This window comes from Paenibacillus sp. J31R120, assembly GCF_056269225.1.
This window is the reverse complement of record NZ_JBWDNN010000003.1, coordinates 14528-36298: the sequence shown is the minus strand read 5'-3', so window position 1 is coordinate 36298 and position 21771 is coordinate 14528. Positions and strand designations below refer to the sequence as shown.

The window sequence follows — 21771 nt, the reverse complement described above, 5'->3', positions numbered from 1 at the left end:
TCATGGGAGAGACGCTGACAAAACCAAAAACGGTCATTCAGAAGGGGCATTACTTTTCATTATCGTTTGTGCTATCGCGCGTACTGAATTCAGGCGTCATTATGAGTATCGAAAAAAACGATCAAGAGCTTAAAGGATTGGAGAAAAGCATAGCCAAGCTGACTCAGACCCGCTATGTTTCCTTATTCAATACGTATACAGGCGCGCTGCACGGTGCGCTTTGGGGTCAGGACCTCGTCCACGGCTCTTCTGCCAGGCTGGCTCATCCAAGCGAGCAAGAGCGCAATTTCCTTCAATGGCTCGGCATAAACCTTGTACATGACACTCAGGTTCCGATCGCCTACGCAACCGTGGAGGTGAGCTGGGACAATCTGGAGCAGCTGGAGACCGCGGTCAAGCAAGCGCGCGCTGCAGCCACCGTGCTGGTGCTGGACTTTACGGCGTTGGGCTTCGGTCCGGCCGCCGCAATCGCCGCCTCCGACGAGCTGGTATGGAAGAAGGCGGAGCGGCTGAAAATATTCGGCGCCTTCGACTTGCAGACGATGTGGACCCAGGAAGAGAGCGAGCCAGAGCTGCAGCCGGCGGTTCAGTTCAATTACCGGCTTAGTCCGCTCGTAGCCGCATGCGTGAAGCTGACGCTGCTAAGGAGGAACAACGCCTCATGAAGACCGACTTCATACGCAAGCCGCTGGCTCTGCCGAAGGAAGAATGGGTGAGCGATCCCCTCGCTTTCCTTGGCGGGCCGTCTATTATACCGGAGGATGTCCGGAAGACTAATTTCCCGATCATTGCAAAGGAAGACCTAATCCAAATGTTCGTCTCGATTCAGCAGGACGGCGAGCAAGTCGTCGAGGAGTTCCAAGAGGCTTACCGGAAGTATGTCGGCGCTAACTACGCCATAGCGACTGCCAGCGGCACGTCCAGCCTGCATCTCGCGCTCGTGGGTGTTGGGGTGCAGCCCGGTGATGAAGTCATCGTCCCGGCCTTCACCTTCATTGCTACCGCGCAGGCGGTCGTCGCGGCCAAGGCCATTCCGATCTTCGTCGATATTGATCCCGTTACGTATTGCCTCGATCCGTCGAAGGTCGAGCGCGCCATTACGAGCAAGACAAAAGTGATTATGCCTGTGCATGTGCACGGATTACCGGCAGACCTGCATGCGCTGCGAACCATAGCCGATCGCTATTCGCTCCGGCTTGTCGAAGATGCGTCCCATGCGCATTCGGCATCCCTTAACGGTCAATTGGCAGGGTCCATCGGGGACGGTGCGGGACAAAGCTTAATGGCGGACAAAAACTTCCCCGTTGGGGGAGAAGGCGGCATTTCCTTTTTCCGAGAGAAGGCGGATTATGAGCGGGCGCTAAGCTTCCTCCGCTCGTCGGGCATCGATTACCGCATGTCTTGGATTGCCGCTGCATTCGGCCTTAGCCAGCTGGATCGGCTGCCGTATTATGACGCCATTCGTGCGCGCAACGCCGCGTATTTGACGAAGGAGCTGGAAGGTACGAAGCTGTTCAGCGGCCCTTTCGTACCGGAGGGGTACAATCACAGCTACAATATGTATCGCGTGAAGCTATCTCCTGAGCGGCTCGGGCTGGATGATCTGGAGGATTACCGGGTAAAGGATGCGGTGCAGCAGCTCATTAACCAGGAAGGCGTATATGCGAGAGAGTGGCAGAACGTGCCGATTCCGGGACATCTGCCGTTCAAGAATCGCAAGGGTTTTGGCAACGGCTATCCTTTCTCGCTGTCGAACCGCCAGGATTTCGGATATGAGCTTCAACATTTCCCTGAGACGCTGAAGATGCTGCGCAATACGCTAACGATTTGCCGTGAGCTGCGTACGCCGATTGAATACGAACGTATCCAGGCTTATGCGCTTGCTTTCAAAAAAATCGACGCCAATCCGGAGGCCATCAGGGAACTGGCCGCGCGAAGCAGCGATTTGACCGTGCTGTACGAAAGGGACGCACGGCTGGGATGACGGAAACAACTTACGGACAAAAACGGGTAGCCATCCTCGGCGGAAGCGGGTTCACCGGCGCAGAGCTGTATCGGCTGCTCGGCAGACATCCCGAATTCGAGGTCGCCTTCGTCTCATCGGAGTCGAAGGCCGGCTTCCCCGTGGACAAATACTTTATCGGCTCCATTCACAAGAAGAAGCCGAGTTCCCTGAAATTTAGCAAGGCAAGCGATCTGGATGGACATTATGACGCCATCTTCTCCTGTCTGCCTACGGGGCAATTGCCCAAGATCGCCCAGCGTGTCGCCCAGCATACCGATTACATCTTCAACGTCAGCGGCGATTACCGGCTGTCTGATGCCGATCTGCTGCAAAAGTATTATCCGGAGACGCTTCAGCATGAGTTGGACGGAAGCGCCCATTACTTTATTCCCGAATTCAGCGAAATCGACCGTTCAGCCAAAGTCGTTAATCTGCCAGGGTGCATGGCGGTAGCGACCATCTACACGCTGTATCCGCTCGTTGCCGCTGGGCTGATCGAGCCGCGCGTTATCACTGACGCCAAGACCGGCTCCAGCGGCGGGGGGAAGTCGACGACCGAGCATCATGCGGAGCGCTCCCAAAACTTCCGGGTACACAAGCTGCACGGCCACCGGCATCGTCCGGAGATTGAGCATGCACTGTCTCTTCATTTGAAGCAGACCGTCGACTTGCAGTTTTCCGTCTTTAGCCTGGATTTGCCGCGAGGCATCATGGCGACGTCTTACTCCTATCTGAAGGAGGAGGTAACGGCAGCTGATGTGAAAAAAACGTTTTTCAGCGCTTATGCCGGCAAGCCATTCTTGCATTACTTCAGCTCCGGCAACGGAGCGCCTATGATTAAAACCGTCGTGAGCACGAACATCGCCGAGATCGGCGCTTATGTCGACGGACGCAGCTGCGTCTCGATTGCTACAATTGATAATTTGCTTAAGGGTGCGGCAGGGCAAGCTGTGCAAGCGGCTAACCTGTACTTCGGATTTCCCGAGGAGACAGCGCTTCGGTTCGACGGAGAAGGAGCGTGGCCTTAATGAGACAAGAAAGCCTGTATGTCATTAAGCTCGGCAGCAGCACCATTGTGAATCATCCCGGTATTTTTGCCGAAATCCATGAAATCGTGAAGCGAGGTAACCGGCTGCTGCTGGTCGCCGGAGGCGCGGAGGCCATTCGCCAGAAATATGAGGTCATTGGTCGTGCGATGCCTTTCTTGACGCTGCCGTCTGGCGATGAAGCCAGATATTGCTCGCCGGAGGAAATGCCTTATATCCGTCAAGCCTATCATGAAAACATCTTGTCGGTTATTCGAGATCAGTTATCGGCGTTAGGGCTGACCGTCTATGCCCAGCTTGGCGGGGAGCAAGGACTTATTCGCGGCCGAAAAGCAAAGCCGATCAAGGCGATTCGCGACGGACGAACCATTATTGTCCGCGACTCGCTGTTCGGCACTTTCACCGAGAGTCTGAAGCCGTTCCTGTTGTCCGCGCTTGACGCCTTTGATGCCGTCGTATTGACACCGCCAATCTGGGACCCCGAGCTGGCTTCTTATATTAATATTGACGCAGATGTGCTGGCTGCCCATCTAGCCAATGAGCTGGGCGCCCACCATTTGCGCTTCGTCACCGGCACGCCCGGATTGCTGCGTAATATGGAAGAACCGCTCTCTACTATCCGGCATGTCTATGCTGAGGACGAGGTCGACGCGGCGCAAGGCCGGATGAAGCAGAAGGTGCGCGCCGCACGAATTGCCTTAGAAGGCGGAGTCAGCGATGTCAGCATAGCTGGACCTCATACGCTGGAAGGCGGCCGTACCTGGTTCTGGCCGTTCAACCGCGATACAGCAGAACGTAATTTGCTTCATTGGACGACAGCTATTCCTTCTGTCTCACGCGATGAGCATGAGCTTGCCCGTTTTCTGCTGGCTGAAGTGAAGCATCCGAATGTGTCGGGCGAGATTGACGGCGCGGGCAATATCGTTTTTCGGAAAGGAAATGGCCCTAATACCTTGCTCCTGCTGGGACATATCGATACGGTGCCGCATGTATGGCCGGTTCGGGCCAATGCGGAAGGCGTAGGCGGAAGGGGAGTCGTAGATGCCAAGGGCAGCTTCGTCAACTTCCTGCACATGCTGGAGGATGTGGATGTGCCGGAGAATGGCTCTCTGCTTGTCATCGGAGCGGTGGAGGAGGAAATCTCTTCTTCCAAGGGGGCTTTCTTCATCCGGGACCATTATACCGCCGATGCGATCATTATCGGTGAGCCGAGCGGGGAAGACAGTCTGACGCTCGGCTATTACGGCCTGTTCAAGCTGCGCATTGCGATTCGCCGGGCGCAAGAGCATACGGCAGCGAAAGACAGCATCAGCGTTATCGACGAGCTCTATGGCGTCGTGGCCGAAATACGCCAGCGCGTCAGCGCTATCGATCCTGAGGGGTTGTCCTCCCTGATCGATATCGAGCATCGGCAGGAGCAAGGCTACTCCACCGTAGCCGGCACGCTGAACTTTCGCATCTCTCCCGCGGCGGGAAAGAACTATAAGGACCGCGTAGACTTGAACTTGGGTGAGGGGATCACGATAGAAGTGCTGCGCGCGACGCCGGGTTTTGCCAATCCGCGATCGGATACGCTTGTTAAGGCTTTCGTTCGCAGCTTCGCCAAGCATGGCAAGTCGATTCGCTATCTTAAGAAACGCGGCACAAGCGATATGAACACGCTCGCGACCACCTGGGAGCATGTTCCGATGGTTGCTTATGGTCCAGGCGATTCCAGTCTGGACCATACGAACGATGAATACTTGCATCATGCTGAGGCGCAAGGCGCGCGATCAATTCTGAGAGAAGCCGTGAGCGAGTGGTTCCGGCTGCGAACGGAGGTTCGAAATGGAGCAAGCGTTATCGGCACCAAGCAGGGAAGCTATTCCTGAGCTGCTGAGAAAAGCGAAAGAAGCCAGAGAGCTGATCATCGATATGGCTGCTACACCGACAGGCTGCCATATCGGCGGAAGTCTATCCGTCATCGATCTGCTGCTCGGAGCTTATGCGAAGAGAGGCGATGACCCCTCGTCGCTTGTCCTGTTAAGCAAGGGACATGCGGCCGCGGCGTTATATGCCGCGCTTTATGTGAACGGAACGATCACGGAGAACCCCGCTGCCGGATATGGACGCGCAGGCTCGCTCTTCACCGGACACCCCAATCACAAGCTGCCCGGCATTCCGTTCGCAACTGGCAGCCTTGGCCACGGGATATCGTATGGAGCAGGATGGGCGCTTGCCCAGAAGCTCAGGGGGAAGGACGGTATTAGCATCGTTATCGGCGGTGACGGAGAGCTGCAGGAGGGACTATGCTGGGAGACTGCGCAAATCGTGCAAGCGCAGTCGCTTGCCAATTTCATCTATGTCGTAGACTGCAACGGCGGGCAAAATGACGGTTATGTGCAGGATATCTCGCCTATGCCCAACTTGCGGGAGCGCTTCGAAGCATTCGGTTTCACCGTAAGAGAGATTAACGGCCACCGCTTCGAAGATATAATGGAGGCGCTAGAGCCAGATCCCGTCCGTCCGGTCGCCGTCCTGGCCCAGACGGTGAAAGGTAAGGGCGTACCGGCCATTGAGGGCAATCCGGAAGCGCATTATGCGAAAATTCCGGAGAAGCTGGCCCGAAGATGGAAGGTGAGTCTGCCATGACGCTATCAGGCCGTGACGCCTACAAGGACGAACTCTCAAAGCTCGCGTATACGGATGAGAGAATCATCTGTATGGAAGCCGATCTTGGCGGCAAAAATCACCCCTTCCAAAAGCAGCATCCCGAACGCTTCTACAATGTGGGCATCGCAGAGCTAGCCGGCATCGACATTGCCGCTGGTTTGGCGGAGGCTGGGTATGTGCCGTTCTTTTCCACCTTCGCCGCCTTTGCCGCACTGCGGGCTTCCGAGAGCATCAAGCTGTCGATGGGCTATATGGGCAAAAACATCAAGGTGGTCGCAGCATACGGGGGAGTATCAGGCGGCTGGTTCGGCACGACACACCATACACTGGAGGACATTGCCGTTATCCAGTCCTTCCAAAATATCCGAATCGCTTGCCCCCATGGGGAGGAGGAAACGAGACGGGTCATTAGAGAAGCAGCCGCATCGCCGGAGCCTTACTATATCCGGCTATCCCGCAACGATACGTTCGACAGCCTATACCGTCCGGAGGAAGCAAGCTGCCGCGAGCTTCTGCTGCAAGGCGGAGCAGATGGTGGAGGAACTCGCTCGCGCTTATGCCTGATCTCGGTAGGAGAGCAAGCGACTGAGCTATGCAAAACCATTGTGGAGGAAAATCCAACGATTGCGCATGCCCATCTCTGCTATGTCGATATTGACAGCTTGAAGTCTTATAGCACGATGCTGACCTCCATAGCCGACCGTTTCCTAGTCGTAGAGGAGCATCGCGCTACAGGAGGGACAGCTTCGTACTTGGCACTGCTTCTCCCGCAGCATGAAATCCATTCGCATGCTTGCGGCGAGCATTGGCCGGTCTACGGCGGCAGCCATTCAGAGGTATTGGACGATTTGGGCTTTGGTCTTGCGCCGCTGCGGAAGCAAATCAGCCAATTGGAAGAAGCAGGTGTAGCGCATGATTTTTAGCGTATTGAAGCCGAGGAACTTTCGGCATTATTTCATTGCGGATATTGTGTCGGGCTTCGGAGTAGGCATGAGTACGATCGGCGCCAACTGGTATCTGATGGATGCGACCGGCTCGCTGACTTCCGTTGGTCTTATGCTCTCGTTGAATGTCATTGCAGGCTTTCTGATCTCTTCCTTTGCCGGTACGCTAATTGACAAGTGGAATCGCAGGTCGATTATTCAGTGGGCCAATATCGTCCGCGCCGCCGCGTTGCTGCTGATCGCTGCCGCTTTCTTCACAACAGGTTTCCGTATCGAATATTTGTATGCTTTCGCCGCTATTAACGGAATGGGGTGGGCGCTCTATATGTCCGCTTCGCGAAGTCTCGTCCAGGAGATCCTGCCGGAGAAGGATCTGATTCACGGCAACTCGCTCATTGAGATCAGCCTGCAGGTGGGCATGTTTATGGCGGGCGCTCTTTCGGGCATTTTGTACAAATATATTGGGTTTGAGATCATCTTGCTCTTGAATGCTGCCGCTTTTATCGTGAGCAGCGTCTTCCTGAGCCGAATCCGCTATACGCCTATTCAAGCGGAGCAGGAGGGCGAGCCCTTCCTCGTGACGTTCAAAAACGGCATTCGCTATCTGACAGATAGGCCGTTTATCTTCCTGCTCGGCATTGTATCGGTCATCCCGCTGGTATCGACCATGGTGTTCAACGTCGTGCTTCCGGGTTATGTCAGTCAGGTCGTTGGAGGCGATTCTGTCGTATTCGGGTTATCGGATATGTTCTACGGCGTAGGAGGACTTCTGTCGGGATTTCTCGCAGCTCCGCTTGCAAAGAAACTGTCTTCGCACGGCGCCATTGTGCTATTCTTCTTGGTTGCTGTACTCAATCTAATTGCTGTAGCGGTGAACAGCACAATTCTTTTGTTGTACGCTGGCAGCGTCTTGATTGGGCTTACGAACTCTTCTCTTCGGATATTGATCACGACAACGCTGATGGAGACGGTATCCAAGTCGTATATGGGCCGGGCAACTTCCGTATGGATGGCGATCTCCCTGCTGCTTCAGACTGTATCGGCCACTGGACTTGGCGTCATCATTGACCGCTATTCACCAGGGATCGGCTTCTTGTGCATGAGCGGCATCATGTTCTTTGGTTTTGTTATTTACTTCGTTCTGAATAGCAAAGCCTCGCAAAAGAAACCGGTGGAAGTGGAGGCTAATTTGAGTTAGATCAAGGGAAGGAAGCGACTTGCCCGGTGTAGTCAGTGCAGGCTGCGTCTTCCTGGTTATGGATGTGAGTTTGCTCACGAAGTAGGTTTGCTCCGCAAACCTTAAGCTCATGCTTACGAAGTAGGTTTGCGGAGCAAACCTTTTAGGAGGATATAACATGTCAATAAAAACAGTAGCTTTTGTGGAACCCAGCTTTTATGGGGTCAGCTTCGCCAGAGTTGCTTACGAGCAGGGACATCACGTCATCTCTATCGTCTCATCAACGGATAATCCGCAAAAATACGGCTACGAAGGCATCTACCATGACCTGATCGTAGCCGACATCAGAGACGAAGAATCACTCTATCAAGCGATTCAAGCTTCGCCTTATGCAGGGAAACTGGATGCGCTTATCCCCGCGACCGACTATGCGTCGCACTTGACTGCCAGAGTGGCAGAGCGGCTTGGCCTGCGGGGCATTCCTTATGAGTCCGCGCTCAAGGCGCGCAATAAGGATCTAGCCCGCCAAGCTTATGCGGAGCATGGCGTACCAAGCGCCAAGTTCAAGAAGGTGAAAACCTATGAAGAAGCGTTGGCCGCATCTGAGGAGATCGGCTATCCGGTTGTGCTGAAGCCCACCAATGCGGCAAGCAGTCAAAACGTCTATTTTATTTATGATGAGACGGATTTGAAAGCCGCGTTCGACATCATTGTAGAGTTCAAAGTCACGTATATGGACTTTAAGGTGCGCGACGAATATTTGATCGAAGAATATTTGGAAGGACCTGAATTCAGCGTGGAGTTATTCTTGAACGAAGGAGTGCCATTGTTCCACACAGTGACGGAGAAGCTTACCTCGCCACTGCCTTATTTTGTGGAAATTGTACACACGCTTCCCACACCTTCTTATGCGGAGCAGGAGAATGACTTGATTCGCACTGCTGTCGACGCGCTTCATGCGATCGGCATCGTAAACGGACCAAGCCATGTCGAAGTGAAACTTACTCCCGGCGGGCCGCGCATTATTGAGGTGAACGGAAGGCCGGGCGGCGACAATATCTCCTCCGATTTGCTTGTTCAAGCGTTCGGTGTTGATATCTTTGAAGCGACAGTCAACTACTACTTGGAACGTCCAATCGATATTCAGAAAAAGCATGAACGCGCAGCAGCGATTGCATACGTAACAGCTGATCAAGATGGCTTGTTCGAAAGCATTAATGGATTCGTCGCGCTTCAAGCGCATCCTCAAGTTGTCCGATCTCATCTTATTGCTGAGCCCGGAGATGCTGTAGCCGTAGCCAGGAGCTCTGATGACCGTCTCGGCTACTTCATCACCACAGCCGATACGCCACAGGAAGCGAAGCAGCTTGCCCTACAGTTACTGGGGAATTTACAGGTCGTATACCGTCAGCAGGAAGCAGGCATTGTATAGTTAATGTCATTAACAAATGAATTTGCGTGAATTTTCTCCTTAGGAAAGGTGGCTAGCAATGGGAATCGCAGTCATTTACGGCAGCTCGCGCCGCAACGGGAACTCAGAGCAGCTGGCCAAACGGCTGGTTGACGGCTTCGACGCCGATCATATTTATTTGTCCGACTATGCCATTCAACCGATTCAAGACTACCGCCACAGCGAGAAGGAACCTTATCCCAATGACGATTATCATCATGTGATCGGTCGGGTGCTGGAACAAGACAAACTCGTATTTGCCACGCCGATCTACTGGTATGGGCCGTCAGGATTGACCAAAACATTCATTGATCGCTGGTCCCAATCGCTCAGGGAAAATAAGACGGAGTTTCTTGCCCGATTAGCCACCAAATCCGCCTGGGTCATAGGAGTCGGCGATGACGTGCCGCATTTGAAAGGAATTCCGCTTGTACAGCAATTTCAGTATATATTTGAATATACAGGCACATCGTTTGAAGGCTATATTTTAGGCAAAGGCAATCGCCCAGGCGACATCTTGCAGGACAACGCAGCGCTAGCAGCCGTCGAGGAAATTCGTAAGAACTGGCAAGCGTAACACAAAAGATAGCGAATCTTGAACTAGTGGCTCAATCGTTGAATTTATTCCAAATACCGTCTTTACTCCTTCAGCCTTCCCTAAGTGGGAAGGTTTTTTGTTGTGCAAAGAGCGAAGCTGCTTGTACGAGCCATAGCTAGACTAAGTCGCTGCGTACAAGAAGCCTCCAAGTGGGGAGATGGATGTTCATTCCAGACTGATCACCCTATTTTAGTTAACATAATATTAGTTATGTTACAATCCGGCCATCTGGGTTTTGATCCCATTATTTCATTTGCTATACATAGAATCATTTAACCATGTTAATTATTTTAATTTAACTACATTAATTATTGGAGAATCATATTCATTTCGGATTCCATTTCCTCGATAAAATAGATGAGGCCTAATGAATTAGACACCAAAATCACAAATAACTTGAGCACATTTCGGGTTTGACGGAAAAGGAGAAGGTGAGCGACAATAAAGGCACTTTACTAATACGTTGACGGCGGGCGATTGCCGTGCATCGGACGGATAAAGAAAGGAGGCTATTGGAGTATGAAAGCGTTCACAACATCATTTTTGGAAACGTTATAACTCAGGATATAGGCCAATCGAAGGTCGCGATAAAGGCGGGAAGGGCGTGTTGGCAGATGTATAAAGCCGTTCTTGTAGATGATGAAACTTACGATCTGATCGGAATGCAACAACTGGTGCCGTGGCGATCGCTGGGCGTCGAGATCGTATTTAGTACAAATAAATCAATGGCTGCGCTGCTCTATATCCAAAATCATAAGATTGATTTGCTGGTCACTGATATTAAAATGCCCCTCATGTCGGGAATTGAATTAGCCCGGATTTCCATAGAATTGCAGCCTGAGCTCAAAACGCTGTTTATTAGCGGACATCAAGACTTCGACTTTGCGAAGCAGGCGCTGCATCTAAGAGCGGACGGCTACCTGCTGAAGCCCGTAGACGAACGAGAAATTGCGGAGAAGATCCGCGTTATTTTATCTGAGCTGGAAGAAGCAAGACAACCTTCACGACCCTTGCCTAACTATGGCATCATACGACAGGACATGCTTCGCCGGCTGCTGGAAGGGACCATGACTGACGATACGCTGCATCAACTGCTGGATACCTATATGCCGGTCGTACATACTGGGCCTTATCATGTCGTTCTAATTGAGATTGATCATGTGGAAGCGGACTTAGAAAACCACAAGACGATTGACTGGGTGCTGCTTCAATTCAGCAATCAATTAGCCCGACTGGCTTTTGGCTTCGGCTGCCGGCTATCGGTCTATCGGGCTGCGATGGTCTATGCGGGAACTCCCGATTCTTTAGAGCCGGAAATCGAACAAGTTCGCCGCTCAGTACAAAGTAAGACATCCTACACGCTAACGGCGGCGTATGGCAGCCATGTCCCGCAACTAAACGAATTGCCGCGTTCTTATCGGGAAGCGTCGGAAGCAATGGACAGCAAAATGTTCGCGGGCAAAAACCGGATTATTCCGCCTGGCCACATCAGGCTTGGAACCGTTCATGGCTCAACTGATGTCAAGGCATTAACCGACCAGTTGCTCGATGCCGTTACTGGCTACCGACTGGTTGCGGTATGCGACACGATTGACGAATTATATAACCAGGCGAGTGTTCATGGTGATCCCGTCCGCATCCGCCGTTTCACGATGCTGTTAATGACCAAGCTAGAGGACTATGTTCAAGAAAAAGAGGAGTCCGTGAACAAGGGCGGAGACTGGGGTCATAGGGAGATGGCTGCGATAGAACGATTCGAAACGATTGGCGAAATCAAATCTTGGCTCAGACGAACGGCTTTCGAGCTATCCGAGACGATGCAGCGGAAGGAAGAAACCAACCAATGGGCATTGCTTCCGGAAATTGAGAGCTATGTGCAGACTCGACTCAGGAGCGACTTGTCGCTGAAGGAGGTAGCTGACGCTTTTTCCTATTCACAAAGCCATTTCAGCTATTTGTTCAAGGAGCATGCCGGGGTGAGCTTCAGCGATTATATCGTCAGGGAAAGGATGAATCGCGCTAAGGAGCTGCTGCTGTCTCCGGAACTCATGATTTACGAGGTGGCGGAGCAAGTCGGCTATAACAGCTTGACGTATTTCAGCAGGGCATTCAAAACCTATTCCGGCATGTCGCCGGGTAGTTACCGGAAGAGAATGTAACCGAGCTGGATCGTTACGTGATGAGAGAACACCAGATTATTATTACAATTTCCGTTGATTCGTGCAGTTCAACCGAGGTCTCTATCCTTTTACACTCATAGTGAGCAGGTTAACGCCTTGCTCAATACCAATGAGGAGGTACATGATGGAGACGATTAAGAGAAAGAAACCTTCCGGGATACGGAAGGGGCTGCTTACTATGCTTGCCGCGGCGCTTATGACGCCGCTCATCAGTTTCGCTTCACCTGATCCGGTGTATGCGGCGGATTCCTACCTGCTTTCGCAAAACAAGACCGCCTACGCATCGTCAAGTGAAAGCGGCATGACGCCCAATCAAGCTGTTGACGGAAATTCAGGTACGCGATGGTCGAGCGCGTGGGGCTCGGACGACGAATGGATTTATGTCGATCTGGGAGCACAGGCAACGATTGACCGCATCAAAATTCAATGGGAGGGCGCTTATGCAAGTGCATACAAGATTCAAACCTCCAATAACGAAATGAATTGGTCAGACATTCATACCGTCGTGAACGGCGATGGGGGCGTCGATGATCTGGCGATCACAGGCCAAGGCCGGTTCGTCCGCATCCTGGGATTGGAGAGAGCGCTTAGCGCATACGGCTACTCCATCTTCGAGTTTGAAGTATACGGTACGGGCGGCATTAACGAACCGCCTCTGCAATATGGTCCCAATGTCGCTTTGAGCCGGCCAGTCGTCGCTTCTTCTTATGAGCAATCCGCATACTTGCCGCCAAATTCCACTCTTCCGGCACATGCGGTAGACGGCAACCCTGCGACACGGTGGAGTTCGAACCACACGAATAATGAATGGATCTATGTCGACCTTGGCAGCAAGCGCACAATCGGGCGCATTGTGCTTCAATGGGAAGCTGGGGGCCGTACGTATGATCTGGAAGTGTCGGATGATGCCCAGAACTGGACGCCGATCTACAGGGAGCTGTACGGAGCCGGTGGCAAGCAAGATATTCAGGTCTATGCCTCCGGGCAATACGTACGCATGAAGGGCATTAGCCGAGCAACCAGCTTCGGCTACTCGCTCTTTGAGTTTGAAGTATACGATTATGTGGCGGGCCATCCGCAGCCTTCGCATCCGATCCCGGCTTTGCCGCAGCGCAGTATTGTGCAGGCCGGTGAAGGCAGCTACCTGACGAATGATATCGGCATGCCCCAGCCTAATTATCCAAAATACAAAACATCAAACGTCAATACGCCGATCGCCTCCAATGACTGGTGGCAGTCGATGCTCATCAAGCCTTTGGGTGATCCCATCATTACGTTGCCGCTGAAGTCCCGCTTTACGCCGCAAGGACTTAGCATTCTGAATCCGGGTACGGGATGGATGGACAGCGCAGGCAATGCGGTGAACGCAGACGGTCCGCCGGACCTGTATCTGATGGCGAACAATATCAACACCTCCAAAATGTCGAACCGAGTAACAGGCTATAGCGACTTCGCCGTAGATGCTGTACTGAGCGACGACACTACGGATAAGATGAAAGTAACTTTCGTGAAAGGCTCGCCGTATGTGTTCAGCCGGTTCAGCGACGCTAATTCGGTAGAACTGTACTCATCGCTCATTACGCAAATTACTGACGGAAACGGAACACCGATTCTCGCTTCTGACGGCGCGACGTTCACGGGCGACCGGATTGGGATTCGCATTGCCAATACGGACGGCAGTCCGCAAGGTACGATCCAGACCAGATATTATGGCATGTTCGTACCGCCAGGCACCGTGTTCCAAAAAGCAGGATCCAAGCTGAAGCTTCAGCTTGGAAGCGGCGGCAACTATGTATCGCTGGCTTCACTGCCATCCGCTTCTGCACTTGATTTCTATTACCAGCATGCTTATGCGTTCGTAACAGATACCGGTGTAACGTACAGCTACAATTCAGCGGATGCTACCGTTACGACGAATTTCCAAGCAGAGACGCAGCTCGTACGCAGCGGTTTCTCGAACCAGACGCTGCTGGCGCTGTATCCTCATCAGTGGAAAATGACGACGTCCGCGCTCACCTCACATTCGTATCCGTCCATTCGCGGTACGCTGAAGGTGCGCGAGGGCAATTCCTTTACCACCGTGGACCGCTTCTACGGCATGATACCGCAATTCACGGAACCTGCGAATCCGGAATATTCGCGTGCGCAAATGGTAGAGTATCTGGAGATTCTGGACGAGGAAACATCCGGCAATCTGATGGCGGCAGACGCGTACTGGCAGGGCAAGCGGCTTCATCCGCTGGCAATGGGCGCACTGGCTGCCAATGAAATGGGCGAGATTACGCTGCGGGATAAGTTCCTGAGCCGAATCAAATTGATCCTAATCGATTGGTATACGTATACCGACGGCGAGCCGGACTACTTCTTCTACTATGATCCGCATTGGGGTACGATGTACTACAAAACGAGCGAATTCGGTGCTAACTACGGCATAACCGACCATCACTTCACGTATGGCTACTACGTATTCGCATCTGCTGTTCTGTCTACTTTCGATGACGGCTTCCGTCAGGATTATGAGCCAATGATTGATCATCTCATCCGCGATTATGCGAATCCGTCGGACAACGACCCGCTCTATCCGCGCTTCCGTGCCTTCGATCCGTATCAAGGCCATTCATGGGCAGGGGGATACGCGGACAATCCGAACGGCAACAATCAGGAGGCAGCCGGAGAATCCTTGTTCGGCTGGGTTGGCCAATACATGTGGAGCTTGCTGCAAGGCGATACGGCGAACCGCGACGCCTCCATCTATGGCTTTACCACAGAGCTGAAAGCGATCGAGCAATATTGGTTTAATTATGACGGGGACAACTGGCTGCCGGAATGGACGCATAAGTCGGTGGGCCAAGTGTATGGCACTTCGTATTTCTACGGCACATTCTTCAGCGGTGAAGATGAGCATATCTACGGCATCCACTGGCTGCCTACTAGCGAATATTTGACGAGCTATGCCTTTAACAAAACCAAAGCAGCTGAGCTGTACGCTGGCTTCGTAGCCGACAATGGCGGTCCGGAGACGGATTGGCAGCATATTATTTGGCCGATTCAGGCGCTAAGCGATCCGCAAGCCGTACTGGCCAAGTGGCAAACGACGACTATGCAGCGCAATGAGATTTTCAACACGTATTGGTTCGTTAACAGCATGGCATCGCTTGGCGAGAGAACAACGGATGTCTGGGCAACCGGCTGGAGCGGAGCTTCCGTATACAAGAAAAACGGACAATATACCGCTCAGATCTGGAACCCGACTTCCAGCACGGTAACGGTAACGTTCAAAAACAGCTCAGGTACAACTGGCACCGCGATTGTCGGACCCAAATCGCTTGTATCCGTTAACCCGCTGCAAAACACGAATGCCGCAGACGATTGGGTTGAGTGGGATGGCGGAGACGGCTCAGGCGGCGAGCAGCCCGATGTGAATCTGGCGTTAAATCGTCCAACGACCGTCTCTTCTGTTGAAGGTCCTTTCACAGGCGGCGGAGCAGTTGACGGTGACTCTGGCACGCGCTGGGCATCCCAATACAGCACGAATCCGGAGTGGATCGCAGTCGATCTCGGCAGCGAAAAAACGATCAGCTCTATCAAGCTAACCTGGGAAGCAGCATATGCTAAATCCTATAAAATTCAATTCTCGAACGACGGATCAGCTTGGAACGATATCTATAGCACAACGACAGGGGACGGAGGCGTCGACGAGATCGCAGTAAGCGGCAGCGCTCAACATGTGCGCGTCTATGCGACGGAACGAGCTACACCTTATGGATATTCCATTTATGAGCTGAAGGTATACGGAGGGGGCAATCTACCATCGGAGTCCTTGCTGTCGCAAGGCAAAACCGCTTCGGCTTCCTCCATTGAAGTCCCGTTTGACGCTAGCCTGGCATTCGACGGAGACAGCGCTACACGCTGGGCATCCCAGCTCGGCAATGATGAAGAGTGGATCAGCGTAGACTTAGGGCAAGCACGAACGCTGACCCGCATCGAGCTGAATTGGGAGACGGCATACGGCAAGTCTTACAAGCTGCAAGTATCGAGTGACGGCTCAGACTGGACCGATCTGTACAGCACTGTAACAGGAGCGGGCGGTACGGAAACGATTCCAGTGAGCGGGAACGGGCGTTATGTACGATTAAGCGCCACAGAACGCGGAACACCATATGGTTACTCCCTGTACAACTTCGGGGTATATGGTTATTAAAAAAGATAAGGTAAGCTTCAGACGACTGCATCGAAAATCGGTGCGGTCGTTTGTTGATTTTAATTAATGAGATTAAGTTTACATAAATATAGTTACGTTCACAATTATTATATTTGTAACATTTAAAAATGAATCAAGTGGTATATTGTAACTGGAATTAAAGGTATTGCCAATTATTAGAGGCTTCGCTTCAAAAAGTGTGTAGAGGGATCATGAACTCCATAATTGGAAGTAGAGGCTGGTCATCTCGCCCAGCCTCTTGTGCTTGCAGCTGTATTTTAGCTAAATTCATAATTCGCTTGCGGCAAAGCTTGGAATGGAAGGACGGACGCTGCTCATCGCACGCTGCTTCGTCTCGTCGAGCACATGCGTATAAATTTGCGTTGTCGATATGTCTTCATGGCCCAATAACTCCTGAACTGCACGAAGGTCAACACCGCTGCGCAGCAGATCGGTTGCAAAGGAGTGTCTGAGCTTATGCGAAGAAAGCGGCATGCCTCTTAAATGCGGAAATTGCTCCTTCAAGGCGTCAAATGTCGCTTCTGTAACGGTCTGAACCATTCGCTTGCTAATGCGGCGTCCGAATTGCGATATAAAAAACGCATGCTCGTCTTTCTTGTTGCGCGGTTCGAGCCGTTCGTCAGTCAAGTAATGCAGCAGCAGCTCCAGCAGCTCCGGGGGGAGGGGGATGTAGCGCCACTTGTCGCCTTTGCCCCGAACGCTTAGCGTATTCCCGCTGATATCGATCGTATTCAGCTTTACGATTTCGCTGACGCGCAGACCAGCATAAGCCATTAAAGCAACAATAGATACATCACGTACACGATATTTGCCCTCGATCAGCCCCATGCAAGAATCCAGGTACTGCTTTTCCAGAAAAGCGGGCTTACGGTTTTTGTCCACCTTGGCTTTCTCGATATCCATAGCGGGATTGGCCGATGCCGCGTTGAACTTAATCATCACCTTATAGAAGAGGCGAATAGCTGATTGGCATCGGTTGCGATAGCGGGCACCCGCTCCCGTTTCGCGCACGAGGGTAAGATGGTTCATAATATCGATGTTCGTGACGTCCGTTATTTTTTTGCCGTCTATGTTGATCAGAAAATGCTTCAGATCGTGAAGATAAGCCGTCTGGGTATCCTTGGCATATTCCCGGTCTTTCATGTACATTTGGAACAATTGAAGCTCTCGCTCATACGTTTCGGATGGATAAGTCATCAAGTCACACCTGTTCTCGTTGTTTGTAATCAAAGTTGCATTAAATATAGATTTAATGCAATTTTATCATACCTTTTTTTCGGTAAAAAGGGGCTAAAATGAACGATTGGAGGACGTTTCGTGTCAGCGGCTGAATCTTTTTCCAACAAATTCAATTAAACATTAAATCGTTTTGCCTCTGCTGACCGTTAATAGTAATGAGGTGTTGAACATGCAGACTGATGAGGAGCTAATCGAAGAAATCAAACGAGGCTCGCCAAGCGCGATGGAAGTGTTGATCAAGCGGCATTACAAACTGGTGTTTGCATACCTGTACCGCAACACTGGCGATTATCATCTCGCATGCGATCTTACGCAGGATACATTCATGAAGCTGGTCAAGCACATGGGCAGCTACTCCTCACGGGGCAGCTTCAAGCCGTGGTTGCTTCGAATCGCGCTGAATACCTGCCGAGATTATATGAGAAGCAGTGCCCGCCGGAGCCACATGTATGCCAAGGAAGCAGATGAGTCCCTGCAAGACCCAAAAGCCAAGGTCATCGATTTAATCGAGCTAAAGCAGGAGAGCAATCGGATTCGAAACGCCATCATGGAGCTCCCTCCGTATCAGCGCGAAGCGCTTGTCTTGCGCTATTTTCATGACTACAAAATCAAGCTTATTGCCGAAATGACATCAAGCGGGGAATCCGCCGTGAAATCACGGATCTCACAAGGACTAGCGAAGTTAAAATCTATTCTGGATGGGAGGGACGGCCATGAACGGCAACAGTCCAAAAGATAACATGCCAACGGAAGAAGAGTATGAGGACATAATTTCTCAGCTTCAGCGATTCGAGGTCAAGTACCCAGACGAAACGGAAATCACTCGTACGGTAGAAGCCGTGCAACGACATATGGATCAAAACCGCGCCAGCCGAATCCGCAAGGCCGGAAGACGAATTCGCGAGCTGCAATCGCTGGCTTTATCGGAGATTACCTTTATGAATCCAATGTATTGGATCATAAGTCTAGCTATCTACACAGCTGGTGCGCTGCTTATGCTTGGTGGATTAAGCACAGCATTAATCATAACAGCAATAGCACCTATACCATTCCTGCTCGGGCTGCTAGAAGTTTTTAAAGGCAGAGATTCCGGAATGATGGAGCTGGAGGCTTCTTGCAAGTTTAACGCCGTCCAAGTTATGCTCGCCAGATTATGGGTCATCACGATCTATTCCGTTCTTCTCAATTCGGCACTGTCTTTGTTTTCTATACCAGACCAAGGGGAGTTGCTTCTGCGGGACGTCACGCTGTTATGGCTCACTCCCTTATCGCTTACAAGCGGATTGGCGCTGACCATGGCCGCTTCCTTCCGTAGTAGTCGCGCAATTTCCGCATTCCTGCCGATGTGGCTAGTTGGGAATCAAGCTATGCAGTCGATTCCGTCTCTGAAAGCAAACTTTGAAATCATCCAGCCGCCCATGCAGCTAGCATTGGTCGTGCTGGGCATCGTATTCGCTGTCATCCAAGCTTGGAGAGTAGCTGTACGTGCCAAGTTATATTTTGAAAGGAGTATTCCGTATGAAGCTGTCGATTAACGGGCTGACCCGCTCCTATAAACATAAACTCGCACTTGATGAGGTCTCGGCAGAGTTGACACCTGGCGTCTACGGATTAATCGGACCGAACGGCGCTGGTAAGACCACGCTTATGCGCATGCTGGCCGATGTCCTGCTTCCATCGAAAGGGAGTATTCTCATAAACGGGGAGGACATCCGTGTTATGGATGACCGTTACCGGGATATGATCGGATATTTGCCACAGGACTGCGGTTTCTACAGCCATTTTACGGCAGAAAGATTCCTGCGTTATATAGCATCGCTGAAAGGAATAAAGAGTGGTCACGCGGAGGAGAGAATCAGCGAGTTGCTCCAACTCGTAAACTTGCAAGGAGAGCGGAAGCAGCGAATTGGGCGCTTCTCCGGTGGGATGAAGAGAAGACTTGGGATTGCCCAGGCGCTGCTTGGTGATCCCAAGGTGCTTATCTTGGACGAACCTACGGCTGGACTGGACCCGAAGGAAAGAGTCCGATTCCGCAACCTGCTGTCGGATATATCGGGTGAGCGAATTGTCATCTTATCCACGCATATTATTACAGATATTGAATACATCGCCAAAGAGGTCTTGGTGCTGAGAAACGGGAAGCTGGTCAAGCAAGCAAAACCCGAGCATATCCTTAAGGAATTGGAAGGTAAGGTGTGGCACGTAACGGTACCAGCCGAAGAAGCCGATGAGCTAGAGCGTAATTACACGGTCGGCAATCTATTGCGGAAGGGGACAGATATCGAGGCAAGGCTAATCTCTGATGCCAAGCCTGCTCCGAGCGCCACCCTTCAAACACCTCGACTGGAGGATATCTATTTGTATTATTTTGGCGAAATGGGAGGGGATGACCGATGAGTCTGATCAAGCATGAGCTGTATAAATTGTTCAGCCAGCGTGTCTTCTATATTGCGGCGATCGTATTCGTCACGCTTCAAGTGCTCTATTTCTTCGCCGATAATCAAATAGAGCAGCATAACCGAATCAAAGCTGTTTTCCACGAGCTTCAAGCTATGACACCAGTTGAAAAGCAAGCATGGGCCGAAAAACTACAAACTGAAGAACGTAAGCATATCGAAGATCGGCAACTGTATGATGAGGTATTGGCAGCAAAATTCACCGTTGCCCGTGAAATCACGAATCCTAGACTGGAAGGTATGGTTGTCTCCCATGATCTTCAAGGCTGGCGTAAGGTACTGATGTTCAACGAACATCTGGGTTACTATTTAATCGGCGGGCTTACAATTATCGGCTTGTCCGCGATCGTCTCGCGAGAATACACATCTCGTATGGATAGCTTGATCTACAGCAGCAAGCATGGGCGGAGAAAGGCGGTAGCGGCTAAGCTTGCCGCAACCGCACTATACTGTGCGTCCGTCTGCGGCTTATTCGCAGGAATACAGCTCATTCTGAGCGTAATCTTCTATGATCTGAACGGGAGCGGCGATCCGCTTAAAGCGGTTTATCAGTTTTATTCCCAGACATCTTATACCGGCTCTATCTGGAGCTTTTTCATCATTCAATTGTTCTTTACTATAGCAGGCTGCACAGCATTGGGACTGTTTATCGCTTTTCTGTCCTCACTCACCAGACATGCCATTATTCCTGCATTCGCTGGAGGAGTTGTCTTCCTGCTGCCGGATGTCATGATCAAGCTGAACTTGTGGATCCCTTATGTATCCATGAAAATAATTGCGCTTTTGCCGTATTCGCGCTTTGTCAGCCTAGAATATTTAAACTTTGTCCATCTTAGTCCACATTATGAGATAGCCGGCTTTAATTTCTATTATGAGACGAAAACCTTGATCCTCATATCCTTGTACATTGCCGTTACATGCGTGCTCGTTTACTTCAGCATGAGAAAGCGCCAGGTGAGCTAAATGACCGCACTTATCCGCCATGAATTTTTGAAGATAGCGGCTGTCAAAACGATCTATTTCCTAATAGCCTTGTTCCTTCCGGTGCAGCTGTACATTGTTTATTGGCAGCACCGCTGGCGTTCCGGTTCGGCGTGGGAAGGGATTAGCGCTTTGCCGTATTCAATTGGAACTGTCTTTGAGGGATTGATCATATTAATCGCGTTATCTGGCATCTTTACAATGGAATATAGCCAGCGTACGGATGGATTGATCCGGAGTACAAGATACGGACGTTCGCGAATCGTTACGGCCAAATGCGCAGCTGCTATGATTTTTATCGTCTTCATTGTGTTTTACATATGGATCGTCAATCTTACAATGAACCTTGCCATGGAAGGGGCAGGGGGCTGGGCCGAGCCTATGCAAAGTCTGGAGCGTTATCAGCAAGCTCCATACGACTTGGCCGTCTGGCAATACATTGTGGTCCAATGGGCGACAAATCTACTGGGCTGTTTGGGTTTTGGCTTGCTGCTGTTAGCGCTATCCGCGCGTACGTCGTCTATTCTTACGGTCTTTTTTATAGCTGGATTCGTATTGGCCATACCATTCCTCGTACGAAACCTCTCAGATTTGTCTATTGCTTGGATGTTAAAAAATGCCGGATTCACAGAAATCATGCGGGTCGAAAATCTATTTAACCGCCCTCGGCGTGTTATGCTCGGCAACTTCGGCATGACTCTTCATCTCTCCTTTTTTTATCTATATACCGTTCTGTTATCTGCCGCCTTAGCGTGGCTAAGCTATCGGAATTATGAATTGCGCAGGAGATACGGAATGTAACGATGAATGTTAAGACATGA

At 51.4% G+C, this 21771-nt stretch carries 17 protein-coding genes; 16 read left to right on the top strand and 1 reads right to left on the bottom strand.

Features of this window, described 5'->3' with window-relative positions:
• Positions 1 to 2: 2 nt before the first annotated feature.
• The 11 genes from AC0YNW_RS12375 to AC0YNW_RS12325 all read left to right on the top strand — a co-directional run bounded on the left by AC0YNW_RS12375 (position 3) and on the right by AC0YNW_RS12325 (position 16253).
• The gene (locus AC0YNW_RS12375) at positions 3 to 665 is read left to right on the top strand and encodes a degT/DnrJ/EryC1/StrS aminotransferase (protein ID WP_475832247.1); all 663 of its coding nucleotides are present in this window, start codon (positions 3 to 5) and stop codon (positions 663 to 665) included.
• Positions 662 to 1984, top strand: coding sequence for a DegT/DnrJ/EryC1/StrS aminotransferase family protein (locus AC0YNW_RS12370; protein ID WP_475832246.1), 1323 nt, complete (start codon positions 662 to 664; stop codon positions 1982 to 1984). The genes AC0YNW_RS12375 and AC0YNW_RS12370 overlap by 4 nt, the downstream gene beginning before the upstream one ends.
• Positions 1981 to 3033 carry an N-acetyl-gamma-glutamyl-phosphate reductase gene (gene argC, locus AC0YNW_RS12365; protein ID WP_475832245.1) on the top strand — a complete coding sequence of 351 codons (1053 nt, stop codon included), beginning with the start codon at positions 1981 to 1983 and terminating at the stop codon, positions 3031 to 3033. Before AC0YNW_RS12370 ends, argC begins: the two co-directional genes overlap by 4 nt.
• Positions 3033 to 4922 (top strand): M20/M25/M40 family metallo-hydrolase, encoded by a 1890-nt coding sequence (locus AC0YNW_RS12360; protein WP_475832244.1) that lies wholly within the window; start codon positions 3033 to 3035, stop codon positions 4920 to 4922. The genes argC and AC0YNW_RS12360 overlap by 1 nt, the downstream gene beginning before the upstream one ends.
• Positions 4879 to 5682, top strand: coding sequence for a thiamine pyrophosphate-dependent enzyme (locus tag AC0YNW_RS12355; protein WP_475832243.1), 804 nt, complete (start codon positions 4879 to 4881; stop codon positions 5680 to 5682). The genes AC0YNW_RS12360 and AC0YNW_RS12355 overlap by 44 nt, the downstream gene beginning before the upstream one ends.
• On the top strand, positions 5679 to 6626 hold the full coding sequence (locus AC0YNW_RS12350) for a transketolase family protein (protein WP_475832242.1): 948 nt from the start codon (positions 5679 to 5681) through the stop codon (positions 6624 to 6626). Before AC0YNW_RS12355 ends, AC0YNW_RS12350 begins: the two co-directional genes overlap by 4 nt.
• Entirely contained in the window at positions 6616 to 7845 is a 1230-nt protein-coding gene (locus tag AC0YNW_RS12345) for an MFS transporter (RefSeq protein WP_475832241.1), read from the top strand. The genes AC0YNW_RS12350 and AC0YNW_RS12345 overlap by 11 nt, the downstream gene beginning before the upstream one ends.
• Positions 7846 to 8002: 157 nt before the next feature.
• Positions 8003 to 9256, top strand: a complete 1254-nt coding sequence (locus AC0YNW_RS12340; RefSeq protein ID WP_475832240.1) for an ATP-grasp domain-containing protein — start codon at positions 8003 to 8005, stop codon at positions 9254 to 9256.
• A 58-nt stretch (positions 9257 to 9314) separates the two neighbouring features.
• Positions 9315 to 9851 carry a flavodoxin family protein gene (locus tag AC0YNW_RS12335; RefSeq protein WP_475832239.1) on the top strand — a complete coding sequence of 179 codons (537 nt, stop codon included), beginning with the start codon at positions 9315 to 9317 and terminating at the stop codon, positions 9849 to 9851.
• A 635-nt stretch (positions 9852 to 10486) separates the two neighbouring features.
• On the top strand, positions 10487 to 12031 hold the full coding sequence (locus tag AC0YNW_RS12330; RefSeq protein WP_475832238.1) for a helix-turn-helix domain-containing protein: 1545 nt from the start codon (positions 10487 to 10489) through the stop codon (positions 12029 to 12031).
• A gap of 142 nt (positions 12032 to 12173) precedes the next feature.
• A complete protein-coding gene (locus AC0YNW_RS12325; RefSeq protein WP_475832237.1) occupies positions 12174 to 16253 on the top strand; it encodes a discoidin domain-containing protein in 4080 nt (1359 codons plus the stop codon).
• A gap of 288 nt (positions 16254 to 16541) precedes the next feature.
• Here AC0YNW_RS12325 and AC0YNW_RS12320 read toward each other — a convergent pair whose 3' ends face one another.
• Positions 16542 to 17471 carry a tyrosine-type recombinase/integrase gene (locus tag AC0YNW_RS12320; protein WP_475832236.1) on the bottom strand — a complete coding sequence of 310 codons (930 nt, stop codon included), beginning with the start codon at positions 17469 to 17471 and terminating at the stop codon, positions 16542 to 16544.
• Between the two features lie 211 nt (positions 17472 to 17682).
• Between AC0YNW_RS12320 and AC0YNW_RS12315 the strand changes: the two genes are divergently transcribed.
• Genes AC0YNW_RS12315 through AC0YNW_RS12295 form a run of 5 tightly spaced genes read left to right on the top strand, consistent with a single transcriptional unit; the run spans position 17683 to position 21751 of the window.
• The gene (locus AC0YNW_RS12315; protein ID WP_475832235.1) at positions 17683 to 18252 is read left to right on the top strand and encodes an RNA polymerase sigma factor; all 570 of its coding nucleotides are present in this window, start codon (positions 17683 to 17685) and stop codon (positions 18250 to 18252) included.
• Positions 18227 to 19048 carry a hypothetical protein gene (locus AC0YNW_RS12310; protein ID WP_475832234.1) on the top strand — a complete coding sequence of 274 codons (822 nt, stop codon included), beginning with the start codon at positions 18227 to 18229 and terminating at the stop codon, positions 19046 to 19048. Before AC0YNW_RS12315 ends, AC0YNW_RS12310 begins: the two co-directional genes overlap by 26 nt.
• The gene (locus tag AC0YNW_RS12305; RefSeq protein ID WP_475832233.1) at positions 19032 to 19910 is read left to right on the top strand and encodes an ABC transporter ATP-binding protein; all 879 of its coding nucleotides are present in this window, start codon (positions 19032 to 19034) and stop codon (positions 19908 to 19910) included. Before AC0YNW_RS12310 ends, AC0YNW_RS12305 begins: the two co-directional genes overlap by 17 nt.
• Complete coding sequence (locus AC0YNW_RS12300) at positions 19907 to 20932, top strand: ABC transporter permease subunit (protein ID WP_475832232.1); 1026 nt, start codon at positions 19907 to 19909, stop codon at positions 20930 to 20932. Before AC0YNW_RS12305 ends, AC0YNW_RS12300 begins: the two co-directional genes overlap by 4 nt.
• Complete coding sequence (locus AC0YNW_RS12295) at positions 20933 to 21751, top strand: ABC transporter permease (protein WP_475832231.1); 819 nt, start codon at positions 20933 to 20935, stop codon at positions 21749 to 21751.
• Positions 21752 to 21771 lie beyond the last annotated feature (20 nt).

Excerpts from the sequence above, each read along its gene's own strand:
- AC0YNW_RS12375 (WP_475832247.1), top strand. The coding sequence starts at position 3 with ATGGGAGAGACGCTGACAAAACCAAAAACGGTCATTCAGAAGGGGCAT.
- AC0YNW_RS12370 (WP_475832246.1), top strand. The coding sequence starts at position 662 with ATGAAGACCGACTTCATACGCAAGCCGCTGGCTCTGCCGAAGGAAGAA.
- argC (WP_475832245.1), top strand. The coding sequence starts at position 1,981 with ATGACGGAAACAACTTACGGACAAAAACGGGTAGCCATCCTCGGCGGA.
- AC0YNW_RS12360 (WP_475832244.1), top strand. The coding sequence starts at position 3,033 with ATGAGACAAGAAAGCCTGTATGTCATTAAGCTCGGCAGCAGCACCATT.
- AC0YNW_RS12355 (WP_475832243.1), top strand. The coding sequence starts at position 4,879 with ATGGAGCAAGCGTTATCGGCACCAAGCAGGGAAGCTATTCCTGAGCTG.
- AC0YNW_RS12350 (WP_475832242.1), top strand. The coding sequence starts at position 5,679 with ATGACGCTATCAGGCCGTGACGCCTACAAGGACGAACTCTCAAAGCTC.
- AC0YNW_RS12345 (WP_475832241.1), top strand. The coding sequence starts at position 6,616 with ATGATTTTTAGCGTATTGAAGCCGAGGAACTTTCGGCATTATTTCATT.
- AC0YNW_RS12340 (WP_475832240.1), top strand. The coding sequence starts at position 8,003 with ATGTCAATAAAAACAGTAGCTTTTGTGGAACCCAGCTTTTATGGGGTC.
- AC0YNW_RS12335 (WP_475832239.1), top strand. The coding sequence starts at position 9,315 with ATGGGAATCGCAGTCATTTACGGCAGCTCGCGCCGCAACGGGAACTCA.
- AC0YNW_RS12330 (WP_475832238.1), top strand. The coding sequence starts at position 10,487 with ATGTATAAAGCCGTTCTTGTAGATGATGAAACTTACGATCTGATCGGA.
- AC0YNW_RS12325 (WP_475832237.1), top strand. The coding sequence starts at position 12,174 with ATGATGGAGACGATTAAGAGAAAGAAACCTTCCGGGATACGGAAGGGG.
- AC0YNW_RS12320 (WP_475832236.1), bottom strand. The coding sequence starts at position 17,471 with ATGACTTATCCATCCGAAACGTATGAGCGAGAGCTTCAATTGTTCCAA.
- AC0YNW_RS12315 (WP_475832235.1), top strand. The coding sequence starts at position 17,683 with ATGCAGACTGATGAGGAGCTAATCGAAGAAATCAAACGAGGCTCGCCA.
- AC0YNW_RS12310 (WP_475832234.1), top strand. The coding sequence starts at position 18,227 with ATGAACGGCAACAGTCCAAAAGATAACATGCCAACGGAAGAAGAGTAT.
- AC0YNW_RS12305 (WP_475832233.1), top strand. The coding sequence starts at position 19,032 with ATGAAGCTGTCGATTAACGGGCTGACCCGCTCCTATAAACATAAACTC.
- AC0YNW_RS12300 (WP_475832232.1), top strand. The coding sequence starts at position 19,907 with ATGAGTCTGATCAAGCATGAGCTGTATAAATTGTTCAGCCAGCGTGTC.
- AC0YNW_RS12295 (WP_475832231.1), top strand. The coding sequence starts at position 20,933 with ATGACCGCACTTATCCGCCATGAATTTTTGAAGATAGCGGCTGTCAAA.